An 18685-nucleotide genomic window follows, 5' to 3' on the forward strand; every position below is an offset into this window, starting at 1 on the left:
GACCAGTGCCGGGGCGTCTGGTGTTCTGAGTGCCTGAGCTTCGATCAAGCGGTGAACGGGCTGCTCCAACGGATAGCTAACGGCGGTGGCGTTGAATCCCTCCACCAGGTGCGAGCGCTCGCCGGCCGCGAGCATCGGCAGTTCGCCAATCGGCGTGTCCGGCGCTTCCACCATCGCGTGCAACAGCGCCAGCCAGTGCTCGCCCATGCGCTCGACGGTCGCGGCGGCGAACAGGTCCGTGGCGTAGGTGAGCGCGGCGCGCAGTTGGCCGCCGTCCTCGGCCGTTTCCAGGCCAAGGTCGAATTGCGTGGCCTGGGTAGGCGCTTCTACCACGCTCACCTCCAGGCCTTGCGCCTGCCAGGCATGGCCTGCGCTGTGTGCCTGGTGGTTGAACAGCACTTGGAACAGCGGACTATGGCTCAGGCTGCGCTCCACCTTGAGCGCTTCGACCAGGTGTTCGAAGGGCAGGTCCTGATGGGCTTGGGCTTGCAGCGCCCGTTCACGCACCTGGCGCAGCAACTGGCGGCCGCTGAGGCCGGCGGGCAGGTCCGCCTTGAGCACCTGGGTGTTGACGAAAAAGCCAATCAACCCTTCGGTTTGCAGCTGGTTGCGCCCGGCCACCGGCACGCCCACGCGGATGTCCGCCTGGCCGCTGTAGCGGTGCAGCAGCGCGTGGAAACTCGCCAGCAACAGCATGAAGGCCGTGCTCGATTCTTCTCGCGCCAGGGCCTGCAACGCCGGCAACAGCGTGGGCTCGGGGGCCAACGACAAGCGCGCGCCCTGGTCGCTGCGTGGGGCGCGCCGCGGGTAGTCGGTAGGCAGCGCCAACACCGGGTGTTCGTCACCCAACTGCCCTTGCCAGTACGCCAGCTGCCGCGCGTGCTCGGCCGAGGCCAGCCATTCACGTTGCCAATGGGCGTAGTCCGCATAGTGCAGCGCCACGGTGGGCAGGCCGGCGGTGGTGCCGTCGCGCTCGGCGGCATACAGCGCCAGCCATTCGCGCACCATCACCTGCATGGACCAGGCGTCGGACACGATATGGTGCTGCACCAGCACCAGCAGGTGCTCGTCGACGCCTGTTTGCAGCAATTCGATGCGCAGCAGCGGCCCTTGCGCAAGGTCGAATGGCCTGGCGATGCACTCGGCGATTCGCGCCTGTAGCGCGGCTTCATCGGCTGGCGCGGGCTGCGCCACCAGCGTGACCGGGCTGGGCTGGAGAATGCGCTGGCGCGGCTGGCCATCGACCGATTCAAAGCAGGTGCGCAGGCTTTCGTGGCGCGCCACCAAGGCGCTGAAGCTGCGCTGCAAGGCACCCCGGTCCAGCGCGCCGCGCAGCCGCAGCACGCTTGGCAGGTGGTAGGCCGTGCTCTCCGGCGCCAGTTGCCAGAGGAACCACAGGCGTTCCTGGGCATAGGACAGCGGCGCGGTATTGCCCCGAGGCCGGGCCACGAGTGGCGGCGCGCTGCTGCCGTCGGCATCGGCCAGGGCGGCGGCGAACGGCTCCAGCACCGGTTGCTCGAACACCGCGCGCAACGGCACTTCCAGCCCCAGCCGCTGGCGCAACCGCGACACCAGTTGCGTGGCCAACAGGGAATGCCCGCCCAGTTCGAAGAAGTGATCGGCAAGGCCTACCTGGGCCACGCCCAGCACCTCGGCCCAGATCGCCGCCACCGCCTGCTCGCGCGGCGTGCGCGGGGCTTGGTAGAGCGCCTGGGCCAGGCTTGGGTCGGGCAGCGGCAGGGCATTACGGTCCAGTTTGCCGCTGGGGCTCAGCGGCAACTGCGCCAATGCCACCCAGTGGCCAGGCAGCATGAAGGCCGGCAGCTGCGCGGCCAACGCGGGGCGCAGCCATTGCGCCAAGCCTTGCCCGGGGGTTGGCGCTTGCCCCACCACATAAGCGATGAGCCGGTCGTTGTCGGCCAGCACCACCGCCTCGGCCACGCCAGGCTGCTCCAGCAGCCGCGCTTCGATTTCTGCCAGCTCGACCCGGAAGCCACGTACCTTGACCTGCTGGTCCGCGCGGCCCAGGTAATCCAGCCCGCCGTCGGCGCGGAGGCGCACCAGGTCGCCGCTGCGATACAGGCGCGCACCGCCACCCTTGAAGGGGTCGGCGATAAAACGCTGCGCTGTCAGCGGCGCAAGGCCGAAGTAGCCCCGGGCCAACAGCTCGCCGCCGATCAGCAGCTCACCGGCCACGCCCTCGGGCACCGGGTTGAGGTTGGCGTCCACCACATACAGGCTGCGCCCACCCAGCGCCCGGCCGATGGGGATCTGCCGGGGCACGGGCTCGCGCCCTTGCAGGTAGGCCGCGCAGTCGAAAGCCGTGGCCGACACCGTAGCCTCCGTGGGGCCATAGAGGTTGACCAGGCGGACACGCCCCAGCCCAGCCTCGCGCCAGGCGCGCACGCCCTCGGCAGGCATGGGCTCGCCACCCAGGTGAATGCGCCGCAGCGGGCCCAGGTCGGTGGTACCGGCCGCCTGATAGTCCCGGGCAAGCTGGTGCCAGTAGGCGGTGGGCAGGTCTGCCACGCTGATGCGCTGTTCCAGCACCTGAGCGCGGAAGGCGGCGCTGTCCCACAGCTCGGCGCCGCGCAGGATCACCGCCGCGCCAACGCAGAGCGCCGGGTAGAGCTGCTCCACGAAGGTATCGAAGCTGAACGTGCCGAATTGCAGCACCCGGTCCTCGCTGTGCAGCTCAAGCAGTTCGGCGGCCACCGCCACGTGCCGCGCCAGCACCCCGCGTTCGATGGCCACGCCCTTGGGTCGGCCGCTGGAGCCGGAGGTGAACATCAGGTAGGCCAGGTTGTGCGCATGCGCCCGCGCCGGCGGGTTCAAGGCAAGCTCGGCGGGGCCGCCCGTTAGGTCGTCACCCACTTGCAACACCTGTACCCCGGGCATGCCCAGGTGTTCGAGGTTGATCCCCGGCTGCACCAGCAGCAGGCTCGGGCCGCTGTCCTCGACCATCGCCTGCAGGCGCTCACGGGGGTAGTGTGGGTCCAGCGGCACATAGGCGGCGCCCGCCTTGAGGATGGCCAGCACGGTAACCACCAGCACGGGCGAGCGCTCCATGGCCACGCCTATCCGGGTTTCCGGGCCTACGCCAGCGGCGATCAGCCGATGGGCCAGGCGGTTGGCGCGGGCGTTGAGGTCGGCGTAACTGAGCTGGTGATCAGCCTGCACCAGCGCCGTGGCGGCGGGATGTGCCGCCGCTTGCGCCTCGAACCGGGCGACCAGGCACGGCGTTGTCGCGTCATAGGGTTCGGCGGCTGGCACGGTGCTGGGCTGTTCGCCGGGCGCGAGCAGCGCCAGGTTGCCCAGCGCTTGGGCCGGGTTGGCGCTAAAGCCCTCCAGCAGTTGCAGTAAGTGGCCGCCCAGGCGTTCGATGCCACTGTCGGCAAATGCCTGGCGGTCGTAGTCGAAGGTCAGTGCCAGGCTGGTACCCGCCATCACCGCCACAGTCAGCGGGTAGTTGGTGCGCTCCTCGCTCACCACCGCCTCGAAGCGCACGCCGGCCTGCTCGCCGCGGCGCAGCCCTTCACTCACCGGGAAGTTCTCGACCACCAGCAGGGTGTCGAACAGGCCGCTGCCAGCGGCGCCGGCCCAGCGCTGCACGTCATACAGCGGGGTGTGTTCGTGCTCGCGCAACGCCAGGCCTTGGGCATGCACCTGGGCCAACCAGTGGCTGACGGCAATATGAGGTTGTGGATTAGTAATCAGCGGCAAGGTATTGATAAACAGGCCGATATGGCGCTCGATTCCCGGCACGTCCGCGGGCCTGCCCGCCAGTGTCACCCCGCAGGCGACCGCGCCTTGCCCGCAATAGCGCTGCAACAGCAACAGCCAGGCGGCCTGCATCACACTGCTCAGGGTCACCGCGTGGGCCTTGGCGAGGCGGTCCAACGCCTGCGCCTGGCCGGCGCTCAAGGTCAGCTGCCATTGCCCATAGCCTTGGTCCCCTGGTGTGGTGGGCAGCGCCTCGGCGAGCCGGGTCGGGCCATTCAGGGTGCTCAGCTGGCCGCGCCAGAAGGTCTCGTCGGCGGTGCTATCGCGGCCTTGCAGCCATTGAATATGGTCGCGATAACGGCCGATGGGCGCGCTGACCGCTTCGCCACCAGCTTCGGCGATGATCTCGGCGAGCAGTTGCGCATTACTCCAGCCGTCCATCAGCAGGTGATGGCTGGTGTAGATCAGGTGATGGCGGTCGGCGCCGACGCGCACCAGCACCACCCGCGCCAGCGGCGGGCAGGCCAGGTCGAAGCCTTGCGCATGTTCGCGTTCGGCCAGGGTGTGCAGGCGCTGGGGCAAGCCATCGGCGCCTTGCCAGGCGTGCTCGCTGAACGCGAGCGTCGCTTGCCGATACACCACTTGCAGTGGCTCGGCCAACGCTGCCCCAGCCAAAAAGCCCGTGCGCAGGAGGTCATGGCGGGCCACGGCCTGCCTCCAGGCATGATGGAAACGCTCCACGTTCAGCCCGCTGACGTCCGCGCGCAGCTGGCTTACATAGGCCTGTTCGCCGGGCGCCTCCAGGCAATGGAAGAGCATGCCCTGCTGCATCGGTGACAGCGGGTACAGGTCCAGCACCTGCGCCCAAGGCAGCGCCAGGGCGTCCAAGGCCGGCTGGGAGAGCCGCGCCAGGGGTACGTCCGAGCGCGTCAGCCCGGCGATGCCTGGCGTGCAGCAATGGTCGATCACGCCTTCAAGCTCGGCGGCAAAGTCATTGACCAGGCCCTGCACGGTGGCCGCGTTGAAGCGCTCGCGGCTGAAGGTAAAGCCCAGCTGCAGTTCGCCCCCGTATACCCGGCCTTCCACGCTTAGGGCGTTGGCCAGCGGCGCCTGGTCATCCTGGGCCTGGCCTGGGCTTTCGCTGGCCGGGCGCAGCCAGACGTTGCTATCGAACTGGGCATCGAACTGCCCCAGGTAGTTGAAGGTGACCTGAGGCCGCGGCAAGCCAGCCAAGGCCTCGGCACTGGCCGGGCCTGCGAGGTAGCGCAGCAGGCCGTAGCCCACGCCTTTGTCCGGCACGGCGCGCAGCTGTTCCTTGATGGCCTTGAGCGAACCGGGCAGGTCTGCGGTGGGGATCAGCCGCAGCGGAAACAGGCTGGTGAACCACCCCACGGTGCGGCTGAGGTCGATGCTGTCGAACAGCGCCTCACGGCCGTGCCCTTCGAGCTCCACCAGGGCACTCGGCTGCCCGCTCCAGCGGCACAGGCTGCGCGCCAACGCGGTGAGCAATAAGTCGTTTACCTGGGTGCGGTAGGCGGCGGGCGCCAGTTGCAACAGCTGGCGGGTGCGCTCGGCGGGCAGCGTCCAGGTGATGGTGTGCCCATGGCGGTTCTGCTGGCCGCCGGCGGCGTGGTCGAACGGCAGCTCGGCCGAGGCGCCGGCCAGGTTCGCCTGCCACCAGGCCAGCTCCCCAACGCGCTCGGCGGCCGCGGCGGCCAGGCGCTCGCTCCAGGCGCCGTAGCTGCTGGTGCGTGCGGGCAGGCGCTGATCGGGTTGGCTGTAGGCCTGGGCCAGGTCTTCGAGAAGGATGCGCCAGCTCACCCCGTCCACCACCAGGTGATGGATCGCCAGCAGCAGGCGTTGGCTGCCGTCCGCCATGTTCACCAGCACGGCCCGCAGCAACGGGCCGTGAGCCAGGTTCAGGCTGCGCTGAGCCTCATTGCACACGGCCTGCAACGCGGTGGCGTTTGCGGCTTCCCGCTGCCAGAGCGGGTCCGCCGCCTGCGCCTGATACGCCTGCTGCCATTGGCCGTCGGCGGCCTGCTCGAAGCGCAAGCGCAGCCCGTCATGGTGCGCCAGCACCGCGCCCAAGGCCGTGCGCAACCGCCCGGCGTCGATTGGCGCACGCGCCTCGAGCAACAGCGCCTGGTTCCAGTGGTGAGGGTTAGGGACGGCCTGCTCGAAGAACATCCGCTGCACCGGCGCAAGCGGCGCGGCGCCCTGCCCCGGCGCTTGCTCGATCAAGCGCTGTGCGACCGGGCGAGCAGCCTGCGCCAGCACGCCCAGGCTCTGGTACTGGAACACGTCCCGTGGGCTGAGCTGCCAGCCCGCTTGGCGGGCGCGGCTCACCAGCTGGATGGAGATGATCGAATCCCCGCCGAGGGCGAAGAAGTTATCACCCAGCCCTACCTGCTCTACCCCCAGCAGGGCTTGCCAGATACCGGCCAGGGCTTGTTCGGCTTCGTTGTGCGGGGCTTGGTAGTGGGCTTGCTCGGTTTGCGCGGCAGGGCGTGGCAGGGCCCGGCGCTCCAGCTTGCCGTTGGGGCTCAGGGGCATGGCGGCCAGGGCCAGCCATTGCGCGGGGACCATGTACTCGGGCAGATGCTTACTAAGGTGTGCGACCAGGTCGGCTTGCCAGCCTTCAGTGGCTTCTTTGAGCACCACGTAGCCGACCAGTTGCTTGCCATCCACGGCCAGCACAGCGGCTTCGCGCACCGCTGGGTGTTCGAGCAGCCGCGCTTCGATCTCGCCCAGCTCGATGCGCAGGCCGCGCAGCTTGATCTGGTGGTCCACCCGGCCGGCGTACTCGATCACCCCATCGGTGCGGTAGCGGGCCAGGTCCCCCGTGCGGTACAGCCGCTGCCCGGCCTTGAATGGGCTGGCGACGAAGCGCTCGGAGGTCAGGGCGGGCCGGCGGTGGTAACCCCGCGCCAGGCCTGCGCCGCCCAGGTACAGCTCGCCCAGCACGCCAACCGGCACCGGTTCAAGGTGCGCATCCAGCACGTAACACGCCAGGTTGGCGATGGGTTGGCCGATGGGCACGCTGTCACGGCCTTCGGCGACACAAGTCCAATGGGTGACGTCGATGGCCGCTTCGGTGGGGCCATAGAGGTTGTAGAGGCTGGCCTTCGGCAGCTTGGCGAACACCTGCTGCTGGGCATCCGCTTGTAATGCCTCACCGGAGCAGACGATGCGGCTCAGCGAAGTGCATTGAGCCACGTGTTCGCTCTGCATAAACACCTGCAGCATCGACGGCACGAAGTGCAGCGTGGTGATCTGCTGTGCCTGGATCACCTCGATCAGCTGCGCCGGGTCCCGGTGCGCGCCGGGCGCCGCAACCACCAGCCGAGCGCCGGTCATCAACGGCCAGAAGAACTCCCAGACCGACACATCGAAGCTAAACGGGGTTTTTTGCAGCACGCTGTCACTGGCGGTGAGTTGATATGCCTGCTGCATCCAGCACAGTCGGTTGGTCAGCGCTGAGTGGCGGTTGCCGGCGCCTTTCGGTTTGCCAGTAGAGCCAGAGGTGTAGATCAGATAAGCGAGGTGCTCGCCGGTCAGTTCCACATCAAGGTTCTGATCGCGATAGGCCGACGTATCGAAGCCATCCAGGTCGATCCGCTCGACCGCCGGCAGCGCGATGGCCGAGTGGCTCAGCACCAGCGCCACGCCGCTGTCTTCGAGCATGTAGGCCAGGCGCTCGGCCGGGTACTCCGGGTCCAAGGGCAGGTAGGCGCCGCCGGCCTTGAGGATCGCCAGCAAGGCGACCACCAGCGCCACCGAGCGCTCCAGCGCCACGCCCACGATCACGTCCGGGCCTACCCCGCGCGCCTGCAAGGCCTGGGCGAGCTGGTTGGCGCGGCGGTTGAGTTCGGCATAGCTCAAGTGCTGGTCCGCGAAGACCAGTGCCGGGGCGTCTGGTGTTCTGAGTGCCTGGGCTTCGATCAAGCGGTGAACGGGCTGCTCCAGCGGATAGTTAACCGCAGTGGCATTAAAGCCTTCCACCAGTTGCGAGCGCTCACCGGCCGCGAGCATCGGCAGTTCGCCAATCGGCGTGTCCGGCGCTTCCACCATGGCCTGCAACAGCGCCAGCCAGTGCTCGCCCATGCGCTCGACGGTCGCGGCGGCGAACAGGTCCGTGGCGTAGGTGAGCGCGGCGCGCAGTTGGCCGCCCTGCTCGTAGGTGTCCAGGCTGAGGTCGAACTGGGTGGTGCGGGCATGGCCCTCGAGGGCGGCGAAGCGCACACCGGCCACGGCGGGCTGCGCGGCCAGGTCCGCCACCTGTGGCTGGTGGTTGTACATCACCTGGAACAGCGGGCTATGGCTCACGCTGCGCTCGACCTTCAGGCCCTCCACCAATTGCTCGAAGGGCAGGTCCTGGTGGCCTTGGGCGCCGAGCACCGTGTGGCGCAAGCCGGCCAGCAGCTCGCGCACGGTCATGCCGGGGTCGATCTCGGAGCGCAGCACCTGGGTGTTCACGAACAGCCCGATCAGCCCCTCTACCTCTGGCCGATGACGGTTGGCGACCGGCGAGCCCACGCGCAGGTCGCGCTCGCCGCTATAACGGTGCAGCAACACCTTGAACCCGGCCAGCAGCCACATGAACAGCGTGTGTTCGCCGGCACGGGCCTGGCTGCGCAAGCGCTCGGCCAGCGCCTCGCCCACCACCAGCTCGTGGCGCCGCCCGCGGTAGCTCGGCAGCGGCGGGCGTGGGTAATCCGTGGGCAGGGCCAGCACCGGGTGCTGCTCGCCCAATTGGGCGCGCCAGTAGTCCAGCTGCCGCGCCTGCTCGCCGGCCTCCAGCCAGCGGCGCTGCCACAGGGCATAGTCGGCGTATTGCACCGGCAGCGGCAGCAGCGCCGGTTCACGCCCTTGCACGCAGGCGGCGTAGCACTGGATTAGCTCGTCGATCAGCACGTTCATCGACCAGCCGTCAGACACGATGTGGTGCAAGGTCAGCAACAATGCATGGCGCTCGGCGCCCAGGCGCAACAGGCGCAGGCGCAGCAATGGCCCCTGGCTCAGGTCGAACGGCAGCAGCGCCTCGGCTTCGGCCCGTTCGCGCAACAGTGCCTCGCGGTCAGCCTCGGGCACCGCCTCCAGGCTCTCGAACGCAAGCTCGGGCGTGGTGGCCGCGGGCGCTTGCCGCGGTTGCTCGTCTTCGCCGCCGGGGAACACGGTGCGTAGGGTTTGGTGGCGCTCGATCAGCCGCGCGAACGCCTGGGCCAAGGCATGCGCATCCAGGGGTCCGTCCAGGCGCACGGCGCCGGGCAGGTTATAGGCGGCGCTGTCCGGCGCCAGCTTCCACAAAAACCACATGCGCCGCTGCGCGTAAGACAACGCATCCCGGTCGGCCACGGGCACATCGGCGGGGATCGGGAACACCGCGAAATCCACCCCTTCCTGGCGCAGCGAGGCGAGGAACAGCCGGCGCTTTTCCAGCGGCAGTTCAATAAAGCGGCGGGCCAGGGCGAGGGATTGTTCGGCGTTCATCGATCTTCTTCCGTGCACGTGGGCAGGGCGCAGGGGGCGCCCGGTCATGTGAAAAGAACGGATGAAGCCAAATGGAAATTACTCTCGATTAGGCGCGCCAGGCGCCTGTACAACGGCGCCGCAGCTCGCCAAATCAGCCGGTCAGACGTTTGCCTGGAGGTGGGCCCGGCCGTGCAACGTAGCGGCCAGCCGCGCCAGCACGGCGGCCTGCTCGCTATGGATAAAGAAATGCCCACCCTCGAACCAGCTCAGCTCGAAGGGGCCGCGGGTTTGCTCGGCCCAGGCCTGCAACTGCTCGGCCGTGGCCAGGTCATTGCGCCCGCCCCAGGCCCATAGCGGGCAGGTCAAGGCCGTTTGCGTGCGCGGCACATGGGTGCCACACAAGAGAAAATCCGCTCGCAGCACCGGCAGCGTCAGGCTCATCAACTCGGCGTTGGCCAGCACTTCTTCCGGCGTGCCGCCGCGCTGGCGCAGCTCGACGATCAGTTCTGCGTCTGTGCGGGGGCGGCCTAGGTCTTTGTCGTACGCGTCGCGCGCGGTGGGCGCGGCGGTGCCCGAGGCGATCAGCCCGCTCGGCGGCGCACCGGCCGCCGCCAGGCGATGGGCCAGCTCACAGGCCAGCAGCGCGCCCAGGCTATGCCCCAGCAACACATAAGGCCCACTGCGCGCCCGGGGCAGCAGTTCGGCGGCCAGTTGCGCGGCCAGCGCGGGAAAGTCCGTTTGCAGCGGCTCGCCCAGCCGGCTACCGCGCCCCGGCAGCTCCACCGGGCACAGCTCGATGTGCGCGGGCAACTCCCGGCGCCAGCGCGCATAGGCCATGGCGCTGGCGCCCGAATACGGCAGGCAGAACAGGCGCAAAGGCGCGGCCACTCAGCGCGCCGCCTGCGCAGCCATGTGCTGGCGCAGGCTCAAGGGGCGCATGTCCGTCCACACCTCTTCGATCCACGCCAGGCACTCGGCCTTCAGCCCACGCTTACCGGCGTCACGCCAGCCCTCGGGGATGGCCTTGTAGGCGGGCCAGATGGAGTATTGCTCCTCATGGTTGGCCACCACCACGAACTCGATATCGTCACGGTCGAAAACAGAAGTCATTGCTTGGTCCTCAAGTGAGTTGGGTTAAATAGCCGCGCGCACGGCGGCGGCGAAACGTTCGGCGACGGTATCCACCTGCGCCGGGGTAATGATCAGCGGCGGCAGGAAGCGCACCACCGCGCCATGGCGGCCGCCCAGTTCCAAGATCAGCCCGCGCTTGAGGCACTCACGCTGAATGCGCGAGGCCAGCGCACCATCCGCCGGTGGGTGGCCCTGGGCATCGGCGGCGCCGGCCGGGTCGACAATCTCGACCCCCAGCATCAGCCCGCGCCCACGCACGTCGCCCAGGCGCGGGAAGTCGCTCTGCAGGGCGCGCAGGTGCCCGCCCAGGCGCTCGCCCATGGCCGCCGCGTGGGCCGCCATGTTGTGGTCTTGCAGGTAGCGCAGCACTGCGGAACCGGCGGCCATGGCCATCTGGTTGCCACGGAAGGTGCCGGCGTGTGCGCCCGGGCGCCAGGTATCCAGCGCCTCGTTGTACACCACCACCGCCAGCGGCAGGCTGCCGCCGATGGCCTTGGACAACACGATCACGTCCGGCTCGATACCTGCGTGCTCGAAGGCGAACATGCGCCCCGTGCGGGCGAAACCGCTCTGAATCTCATCAACGATCAGCGCCACGCCAGCGGCCTGGGTGATGCGGCGCAAGCCGCGCAGCCAGTCCAGGTCCGCGGGGATCACCCCGCCCTCGCCTTGCACCACCTCAACGATCACCGCCGCCGGGGGCAGTACGCCGCCTTCGGGGTCGCTGAGCAGATTTTCTAGGTAATGCAGGTGGGTGCGCACCGCCGCTGCGCCGCCTTGCCCGAACGGGCAACGGTAATCATGGGGGTACGGCAAAAACTGCACGCCGTGGCTGAGCAGGCTGCCCAGCGGTTGCTTGGGCCCCAGGCTGCCCATCAGGCTCAGCGCGCCCTGGCTCATGCCGTGATAGCCGCCCTGGAACGACAACACCGTGCTGCGCCCGGTGGCCGTGCGCACCAGTTTGAGCGCCGCTTCCACCGCGTCCGTGCCGGTGGGGCCACAGAACTGAATCCGCGCCTGGGCCGCAAAGGCTGGCGGCAGCACGCCGAACAGGTCCTGCACGAAGCGGTCCTTCACCGGCGTGGTCAGGTCCAGCGTGTGCAGCGGCAATTCGCTGTCCAGCACCTGGCGAATGGCATCGATCACCACCGGATGGTTATGGCCCAGGGCAAGGGTGCCCGCGCCGGCCAGGCAGTCGATAAACGTCCGCCCTTCCACATCCTCCACCTCGATGCCACGGGCACGCTTGAGCGCCAGCGGCAAGCGCCGCGGGTAACTGCGGGCGTTGGACTCCTGCCGGGCCTGGCGGGCCAGCAATGGGGTTTGCTCGAAGGTGTAGAGCGTGGGTGCCGGGGTAACGGCAGCCAGGGTGTCGGCGGCGGACATCGTAAGAGCCCTCAATGGAGTGCCGGGGATAGGCCGGCAGGATTGGTTATAGGGCAAACGTGTGGGGGGGTTGGGGATTTAGGTTCGATTGGGAGATGGCGTTGGGCTGCGTAGGCCATTGGCCAGGGCGCTGGATGGAATGGCGGGGAACCCGATCTCAGCCGTCACCTTCCTCCGCTTTCGCAGATTCATCACCCTCCCGTTGATCGGGTTTATCAAGCGCCGGGGCACTCATTAGCAGCGTTTGAGCCGGCGTTGGAAGCACTCGGCCTTGCGCGCGATGCAATAGAGGAGGCCCGGAACGAGGTGAATGCGGTTGAGGTTGTTATCCTAATGAACTATTTATCGTCGACGCTGAATAATCAGAAAAGGACTCTGCGCCATGGACAGCGATGTCACGCTTGAAGCTTCAGCCACAATGAGATCAATCGCTAAAGCCTTTCCACCCGGCCCGGAAGTGGAGGCCCATGGCCTGAGCTGGGTCATGGGCGATGCCAAGTTTTCTACTCACCAAGGTATAGAGGTCAAGATAGATCAAAATAATTTGGTCATTCCTTACCGAATTCACCACGAGGGCAACGAGCAGGATGATAAATCGCTGAGCGGAACGCAACGCATTATGTACTCGTGCTTATTGACTAGGCACTACGATGGCTATGTCCGTCAGCGCCAACTTGAGCGTCTCCTCCCTGTCTCCGAACCCTGGGTTGTTCCGTTCGTTTTCCAACTGACTGGTGAGTACGTGATAGAGATCCTCGACACGTGCGACTCCCATTTCCCGCTGCTCGACCCTATGCTCTACGGCACCTTCATCAGGGATAACCCAAAGTATTTTCAGGCCACGCGAGACCGCATGATCAGCTATTGGGACTGCTATTATCGGTGGCTATACCAGCGTAAATCTGACTATGTTGGGTTTACGCTGTTTGATCGATTCCAAGAGTTTGCATCTCATTTGCGGGCGCCTGATTGGCACATCACGCAGAACGCTTTGAACCGGTAACGGGCAGAAATGACTAAATGGCCGCTGAGGCTGATGGCTGAACCTAGGTAAGCAGTGACTGAAATGGAAGATCGACACCACGAGTTGAGGGGCGATTTTGTAGAGGCTCTCCGTGAGATATCAGCGTTGATGTCGACCGCATTCGAGCAAGCCGGAATTATCCCAGAAGAACATGCATTGGCGCAGGCAGGTTTGAGTAATGGACATGAAATCGTCCTGGACTATCTGGATCACAACGAGGCCGGGGTGGCTTTTGAACACCTGATTTACATGGTTAACGAGCCTCCACTCGCAATATCCGAGGGCTGTACAAAGGTGTTGGCGCGGATCGCGGAAACCTTGCGAATTCCTTTTCGCCAGGCTCCGCTACCGCGACAGTAGAAAGTTAGAAACGGCCACTATTGGTCGAACTACCCGGCCCAGACCGCTGTTTGGGGCGTGGCAGTCATAGCGAGCGTGCGCTTCCTGCTGTGGAGCGATTCCTACCGCGTGAATTGCCGCCCTAACTCCAGCGATCAACCTGATTAGGATCAATACCATGCCCACAGGTTCTAAAACCGCTCCGCGGGTACCCATGGATGAGCAAGTCATCGTGCACACTCAAGGCTCTTTTACTACCTACAAAGGAACGTCGGGCGACGACATAATTACTGGTTCCTATACGCGGGATCATTTGTTTGGTGGTGCCGGGAACGACACCCTGGATGGCCAGGAAGGCAACGACAACATATTGGTAGGCGGCGCTGGAGTCGATACCCTCAATGGCGGTGCAGCCTATGGAACTGGAGTGACATTCGTGTTCACGTCGCTCACCGACAGTTATGCCAATGCCGAGGGCTCTCACTCTGACCTAATAACCGGTTTCAGCCCATACGATAGATTGGACCTGACCGCCCTTGGCTTGGAGCGTATCGGTAACGGTCACAATGGCGACTTGGCCGTCAGCTATGACGCTGCAACGGACATTACCTACCTGCGTTCGTTGGACAAAGACGCCAGCGGCAATTTTTTCGAGGTACGTCTGGCGGGCGATTTTCAAGGCCAGCTGAGCACGTATAACTTTGCACTGCGCCACGACGGCACAGCCGGCAACGATACCCTGGATTACAGTTTCAGCACCAAGCACTATGTGCTCAATGGCCTGGACGGCGACGATACACTGACTGGCGGAAAATTCACCAACGTACTGGATGGTGGCGCGGGTTCTGATCACCTGATCGGCAATAGCGGCTACGACACTTTCCTCTATCAGCAGCTTAGTGATAGTTTCGTAAACGACGCCTCGGGTGTGTCCATCGTTGACCTTATCAGCAATTTCAACCTGTTCCGTGGGGACGTGTTGGACGTTTCCGCGCTGGGCTTTACTGGTCTGGGCGACGGCTACGATGGCACGCTGAATTATACCTATGACAAAACCGTAGGGCATTTTGTGGCGCAGTCGTTCGAAGCCGATGCCCAACGCAACCGCTTCAAAGTGTATATTGACCAGGACAACCGCCACGGTAACCTCGCTTTCCAGGATGCCGATGGTTTTATCTTCGCGGGTGATAACTACTCTGACAAAGCTGACCAAACGCTGACCGGAACGCCGACCTTTGATACCCTCTATGCGGGAAGTGACGGCGGTATTCTGATCGGCGGCGGTGCCGGCGATGCGCTGACGGGCAGGACTGGAGTAGATACCTTCCGCTATCTAAACAGCAGCGACAGCGTTCATGGCTATGGCACTGTTGACCTGATCACGGACTTCGATGTGACCCAGGACAAGATCGACGTGGCAGCCCTCGGCTATACCGGCCTTGGCAACGGCCACGATGGGACCTTGAAGCTGATCTACGACACAGACCTCCACCGTACCTACCTCAAGGACTACGACCTGAACGCCGATGGCCAACGCTTCGAAATAGGCATGGAAGGCGGCTACACCAGGACATTCTCCGCAGACAACCTCGTTGTTGCGAGCACCCATTCCACCGCTGAGCACTCTTCTGATGCGCCGATTGAATTAGTAGGCGTTGCGCCGAGTGATCTTCAATAGTTGCCTAGGTGAGAGGCTGCTTTCGTCAGTTGAAAGCAGCCGGCGCACAGAGGTGGCTATCGGCCCATTGCTGCCGGTCATCTGCTGGCCGAGCACAAATCAAGGGAGCCGAAGCTTGCTTCTACTATGGGATTCAAGCCACGCCCGACGTTGACTCCGGCAACACACCAAGCGGCTCGATATTTACCGTTTCGCTGGGCTGAACCTGATCAACCGCGATGCTAACGGTGTCTGCGTGGGTGCCAGCGAAGACGATCCGGCCTTCGGTGAGGTACTGAGTGATATCCCCATCGAAAGCCACCTCGAAGCGGTTTCCGTCTTCGTTGGCTTCGTAGGATTTAAGGTAGGTGCGAGTGCCGGCATCGTTGACCGCGACTGTCAGGGTGTTGCCATGGCCATCGCCCAAGCCGGTGAAACCCAAAGCGGAAACATCGACCTGGTTGCCCCCGGACTTGTTGAAATCCCGAATGATGTCTGCGTAATCGATGCTGGAATCCCGATAACTGTCGTTGACTGCGGTAAACACGAAAGTATTGGCGCCCTGACCGCCTTCCAAAGTATCGCGGCCGGCTCCGCCGATAATAGTGTCGTCGCCGCCTCTGCCGAAGATGTGATCGTCGCCGCCTACGCCTTCAAGGATTTCGTCTGCTTCGGTGCCATTGATAAAGTCTGCGCCGGCGCTGCCCTTGATGTGGGTAGGGGTGAAGATAAAGCGGTCTGCGGTGAGGTATTGGCTAACATCGCCATCGAAGGCGATTTCGAAGCGGTCCCCGCCTTCGTCATACGAATAGGATTTAACATAGGTCCGAGTGCCCGCATCGTTGACCGCGATCAGCAGCGTATCGGCGTGGCCGTTCCCCAAGCCGTAAAAACCCAAGGCAGAGACGTCGATCAAATTGTCGCCGGTTTCGAAATTGCGGATGAGGTCGGCATGATCCGTTGCATTGCCAGCGTAGTAGCTCTGGGTCAAGTGGGTGTAAAGGAAGGTATTGGTACCCGAGCCGCCGTCGAGCACATCACGACCAAGGCTTCCGATAAGAGTGTCGTCACCACCGTTGGCATAGATGCGATCATCGCCCAGCCCGCCGTTGATAATCTCGCCGGCCTCGGTGCCGCGTAGGATGTCTGGGCCAGACGTGCCGTTGATAACCGGTTTGGATTGATCTGAAACGAAGGTGGATGTGCTCATAGGGTTCTCACATGAATAAAGGGCTGAGACGTTCTAGCGCCAAGGAGTACTTTAGGCCCGTACGGCAAACAGACAGTGTTCATTGGAGAGTAAACGGTTTTCAACGCGCGGCCTTAAGCCTTTTAAAAGCTAAAGCCGGCGTTGTTCACTCCACCGAAAGGCCCCACGCCATGGAGCTGGCTGGGTCGATATCTGCCCAACCATAAAACCGCCCACCCCCATAGACTATTCTCCAGCCCTGCTCCCCATAAGCGCGAGGCGCCCTCCAATGAACCGATACACCGGCCTGGCCCAAGCCCTCCACTGGCTGACCGCCGCGGCGCTGTGCCTGCTGCTGCCGTTCGTATGGGTGGCGGAAAACTTCCCGCCGGGGCCGGTGCGGGTGTTCTGGTACATGGCGCACGAATCCATGGGCATCAGCGTGTTGTTGATGGTGCTGATGCGCCTGACCTGGCGCTGGCGCCATCGCGCGCCGGCCTACCCGCCTGGCACCGGGCGGGTGACCGCGGCGCTGGCTAGGCTCAACCATGGCCTGCTGTACGCCGTGCTGCTGGTGATGCCGGTCACGGGCTACCTCATGGCCGGCAATGGCCAGGATGTGCCGTTTTTCAGGGTGCTCGCCCTGCCCGGCTTTCCCCGTGATGAACGCTTGGGAATGCTCGCCGACAACGTGCATGTGTGGTGCCAGTTCGCGGTCTATGGGCTGATCGCGCTGCACGTCGCGGCGACCGTGTGGCATGTGGCGGTGCGCCGCGATGGCATGCTGGAGCGGATGCTGCCGCCCCAGCGCCTTCCTTAAAGGCTATAGAGCCTGCGAAGACGAAGGAGGTTAGGCACTTCGCCCGCCAGTGGCCAAGTGGGGTGCTCATGGTCGCGCTCGAAGAACCTCCCACATTGAGACTTGACCCATGCGCTTGATGCGCAGTGAACCACCTTGGCGCGCGCCCGATAAACGTTTTGCCGTACCCGTGCAATGGACGGTCCGCATTGCGCGGTTGCTTTAAAGTGACCGGAGAATTCAAGGGCACATTTGATTTATTCGCCAACTTGAAACTGCCCGACGCAACCTTTACCCATCTATTTTTCAATCAGCGTTTTAGAGGTACAGCTAGCCCGCATCGCACGCTGTTGCCCTAGGCGTTTATTCTCTCGAAGGCGCGTAAATCCTCGACTATCGCCCGCGCGAGTTCAGCCGCATCGCGACGTAACCTGTCGAATGTTTCGTTTAAATCGACATAGCCTGGCTTCCAGGAAAAAACGCCATCCTCAAAGCTGGAGCCGAGCACGACATCGTTGAGCGAGCCCATGCCGCCATAGGCCGACAACACTGAGGTGATGCCTGCGTAATCAGAGTCAAGTAGCCGGGCACGCGCGACACGCGCCCAGTGGCCCCAATGCGTGTTGCCATCGTGCTCAAGCAGGCCGGCGAGCTGTTCAAGCACGCCGATCAAGGCCTCGGTTTTTGGCCCCATCGTTAGCATTTCCACGGGCGGGCGTGGTGGCAAACGCTGGCAGGCATGCCTTGTTGGCGGCGCTCAGCCAGCCGTGCTCCGCCGCGCATAAAATGTGCTGGCTCAGGTAAACACTGGCGCTGAGGCGGGGTGCTTAATTCACCCATTCGGTGAGGCCTTCCCTTGCATTCAGTTCGATAAACGACGGCAGTTCGCGCAGGCGGTTAATATAAGGGGAAAGGTGTGGCCAGGTCGTCGCGGGGCGGGCCATGTTGCGCGACCAACGCATTAGCATCACGGCCAGAAAATCGACCGTGCTGAGGCTGCCGCCCACCAGGTAGTGACGGCCGTCGGCGAGGCACCTATCCAGCTTGTCCCAGGCCGCCTCGATCCGCTTGCGGGCAAGTGCTTTAACGGCGTCAGCCCCGGCGGTATCACCGTCGACATCTGCGTAGAACCAATCGCGCATTGCAGGTAAAAGCGTATTCGCAAGATAGACCATAAGCTCCAGCCACTCGGCACGGTCCGCGGAGCCGGGCGCTGGCGCAAGGCCCGCGGCGGGATGACGCTCCGCCAGTAACATAAGCAAAGCAGCCGATTCGCCGCGAGCGACACCGTCGACAATGAGCGTGGGAACCCTGCCCGAGGGATTCAATCGGCGATATCCGTCGGTATGTTGGGCGCCCGCTTTAATGTCGACCAATTGAGCTTCGAACGGAATATCCAGCTCGATCAACATCCAATGGACCGCCATGCTTGCAGCGCCAGGCGCGTAATAGAGGCTGTAAGTCATCGATAGGCACCGGTAGTCAAGTAACAGTTGGAACAGGGCACGGATCATCGCACAGAAAATGCGCTGGCCACTTAAAAAGGCGGCAGCGCGGCTTTACCCCTTACTTCGCAAATGCATACGCCCCGCCCCGCTCCACTCCTTTTTTGTACGCCGGCCTGGCCTGAAACCGCTGCACCCATGCCGCCACGTTCGGGTATGGCTGCAACTTGCCCTGCGCCTTAGCGAATTCGCCGATAAAGCTCATCTGGATATCCGCGCCGGTCAGTTCCTCGCCCACCAGGTACGGCGTCAGCCCCAGGGCGCGGCCCAGGTAGCCGAGAAGGTTGGCCAGGTCCGCGCCCATACGCGGCTGCACCGGCGCGTCGGCGCCATCGAGGCACCCGATGTAGAGGTTGAGCATCAGCGGCAGCCTGTACGGCCCAGAGGCGGTGACATTTTTCGTTCCCAAAGGCGTTCCTCCACCCCTAGGTAACCCCGGCCATTCATCGGTATATGA

The 18685-nt window shown here is 64.5% G+C and carries 11 protein-coding genes and 1 pseudogene; 4 read left to right on the forward strand and 8 right to left on the reverse strand.

The genetic code is table 11. From position 1 onward, the window contains the following. From OGL93_RS17785 to OGL93_RS17800, 4 genes are all read right to left on the reverse strand, one after another. The coding region (locus tag OGL93_RS17785; protein ID WP_263264134.1) for a non-ribosomal peptide synthetase at positions 1 to 9216 on the reverse strand (9216 nt) is incomplete at its 3' end. A gap of 141 nt (positions 9217 to 9357) precedes the next feature. Beyond that, positions 9358 to 10086: an alpha/beta fold hydrolase gene (locus tag OGL93_RS17790; RefSeq protein WP_263264135.1), complete on the reverse strand. Its 729-nt coding sequence runs from the start codon at positions 10084 to 10086 to the stop codon at positions 9358 to 9360. Next, the gene (locus OGL93_RS17795; protein WP_263264136.1) at positions 10087 to 10308 is read right to left on the reverse strand and encodes an MbtH family protein; all 222 of its coding nucleotides are present in this window, start codon (positions 10306 to 10308) and stop codon (positions 10087 to 10089) included. A gap of 24 nt (positions 10309 to 10332) precedes the next feature. Beyond that, positions 10333 to 11715: an aspartate aminotransferase family protein gene (locus OGL93_RS17800; protein WP_263264137.1), complete on the reverse strand. Its 1383-nt coding sequence runs from the start codon at positions 11713 to 11715 to the stop codon at positions 10333 to 10335. Between the two features lie 382 nt (positions 11716 to 12097). Here OGL93_RS17800 and OGL93_RS17805 point away from each other — a divergent pair, with 382 nt between their 5' ends. From OGL93_RS17805 to OGL93_RS17815, 3 genes are all read left to right on the forward strand, one after another. Next, positions 12098 to 12718 carry a hypothetical protein gene (locus OGL93_RS17805; protein WP_263264138.1) on the forward strand — a complete coding sequence of 207 codons (621 nt, stop codon included), beginning with the start codon at positions 12098 to 12100 and terminating at the stop codon, positions 12716 to 12718. Between the two features lie 63 nt (positions 12719 to 12781). Next, complete coding sequence (locus OGL93_RS17810) at positions 12782 to 13099, forward strand: hypothetical protein (RefSeq protein ID WP_263264139.1); 318 nt, start codon at positions 12782 to 12784, stop codon at positions 13097 to 13099. A gap of 193 nt (positions 13100 to 13292) precedes the next feature. Further along, complete coding sequence (locus OGL93_RS17815) at positions 13293 to 14756, forward strand: hypothetical protein (protein ID WP_263264140.1); 1464 nt, start codon at positions 13293 to 13295, stop codon at positions 14754 to 14756. A 133-nt stretch (positions 14757 to 14889) separates the two neighbouring features. Here the strand turns inward: OGL93_RS17815 and OGL93_RS17820 are convergent, their stop codons facing one another. After that, positions 14890 to 15945 carry a hypothetical protein gene (locus tag OGL93_RS17820; RefSeq protein ID WP_263264141.1) on the reverse strand — a complete coding sequence of 352 codons (1056 nt, stop codon included), beginning with the start codon at positions 15943 to 15945 and terminating at the stop codon, positions 14890 to 14892. 268 nt (positions 15946 to 16213) lie between these two features. On the opposite strand from OGL93_RS17820, the gene OGL93_RS17825 reads away from it, so the two are divergent. Beyond that, positions 16214 to 16744 (forward strand): cytochrome b, encoded by a 531-nt coding sequence (locus tag OGL93_RS17825; protein WP_263264142.1) that lies wholly within the window; start codon positions 16214 to 16216, stop codon positions 16742 to 16744. A 334-nt stretch (positions 16745 to 17078) separates the two neighbouring features. Here OGL93_RS17825 and OGL93_RS17830 read toward each other — a convergent pair whose 3' ends face one another. The 3 genes and pseudogenes from OGL93_RS17830 to OGL93_RS17840 all read right to left on the reverse strand — a co-directional run. Further along, entirely contained in the window at positions 17079 to 17417 is a 339-nt protein-coding gene (locus OGL93_RS17830; RefSeq protein WP_263264143.1) for a hypothetical protein, read from the reverse strand. Between the two features lie 133 nt (positions 17418 to 17550). Further along, positions 17551 to 18189, reverse strand: a complete 639-nt coding sequence (locus OGL93_RS17835; protein ID WP_263264144.1) for a glutathione S-transferase family protein — start codon at positions 18187 to 18189, stop codon at positions 17551 to 17553. A gap of 100 nt (positions 18190 to 18289) precedes the next feature. Beyond that, positions 18290 to 18598 (reverse strand): annotated as a pseudogene (locus OGL93_RS17840) (glutathione binding-like protein); the annotation flags it as partial. Positions 18599 to 18685: the final 87 nt, after the last annotated feature.

It is taken from the genome of Pseudomonas sp. RIT-PI-S, from assembly GCF_025642975.1.
Classification (GTDB): Bacteria; Pseudomonadota; Gammaproteobacteria; order Pseudomonadales; family Pseudomonadaceae; genus Aquipseudomonas.

What these genes read in the sequence shown, in the direction of transcription:
- OGL93_RS17795 (WP_263264136.1), bottom strand. Translation starts at nt 10,308, where the DNA reads ATGACTTCTGTTTTCGACCGTGACGATATCGAGTTCGTGGTGGTGGCC.
- OGL93_RS17800 (WP_263264137.1), bottom strand. Translation starts at nt 11,715, where the DNA reads ATGTCCGCCGCCGACACCCTGGCTGCCGTTACCCCGGCACCCACGCTC.
- OGL93_RS17805 (WP_263264138.1), top strand. Translation starts at nt 12,098, where the DNA reads ATGGACAGCGATGTCACGCTTGAAGCTTCAGCCACAATGAGATCAATC.
- OGL93_RS17810 (WP_263264139.1), top strand. Translation starts at nt 12,782, where the DNA reads ATGGAAGATCGACACCACGAGTTGAGGGGCGATTTTGTAGAGGCTCTC.
- OGL93_RS17815 (WP_263264140.1), top strand. Translation starts at nt 13,293, where the DNA reads ATGGATGAGCAAGTCATCGTGCACACTCAAGGCTCTTTTACTACCTAC.
- OGL93_RS17820 (WP_263264141.1), bottom strand. Translation starts at nt 15,945, where the DNA reads ATGAGCACATCCACCTTCGTTTCAGATCAATCCAAACCGGTTATCAAC.
- OGL93_RS17825 (WP_263264142.1), top strand. Translation starts at nt 16,214, where the DNA reads ATGAACCGATACACCGGCCTGGCCCAAGCCCTCCACTGGCTGACCGCC.
- OGL93_RS17830 (WP_263264143.1), bottom strand. Translation starts at nt 17,417, where the DNA reads ATGGGGCCAAAAACCGAGGCCTTGATCGGCGTGCTTGAACAGCTCGCC.
- OGL93_RS17835 (WP_263264144.1), bottom strand. Translation starts at nt 18,189, where the DNA reads ATGACTTACAGCCTCTATTACGCGCCTGGCGCTGCAAGCATGGCGGTC.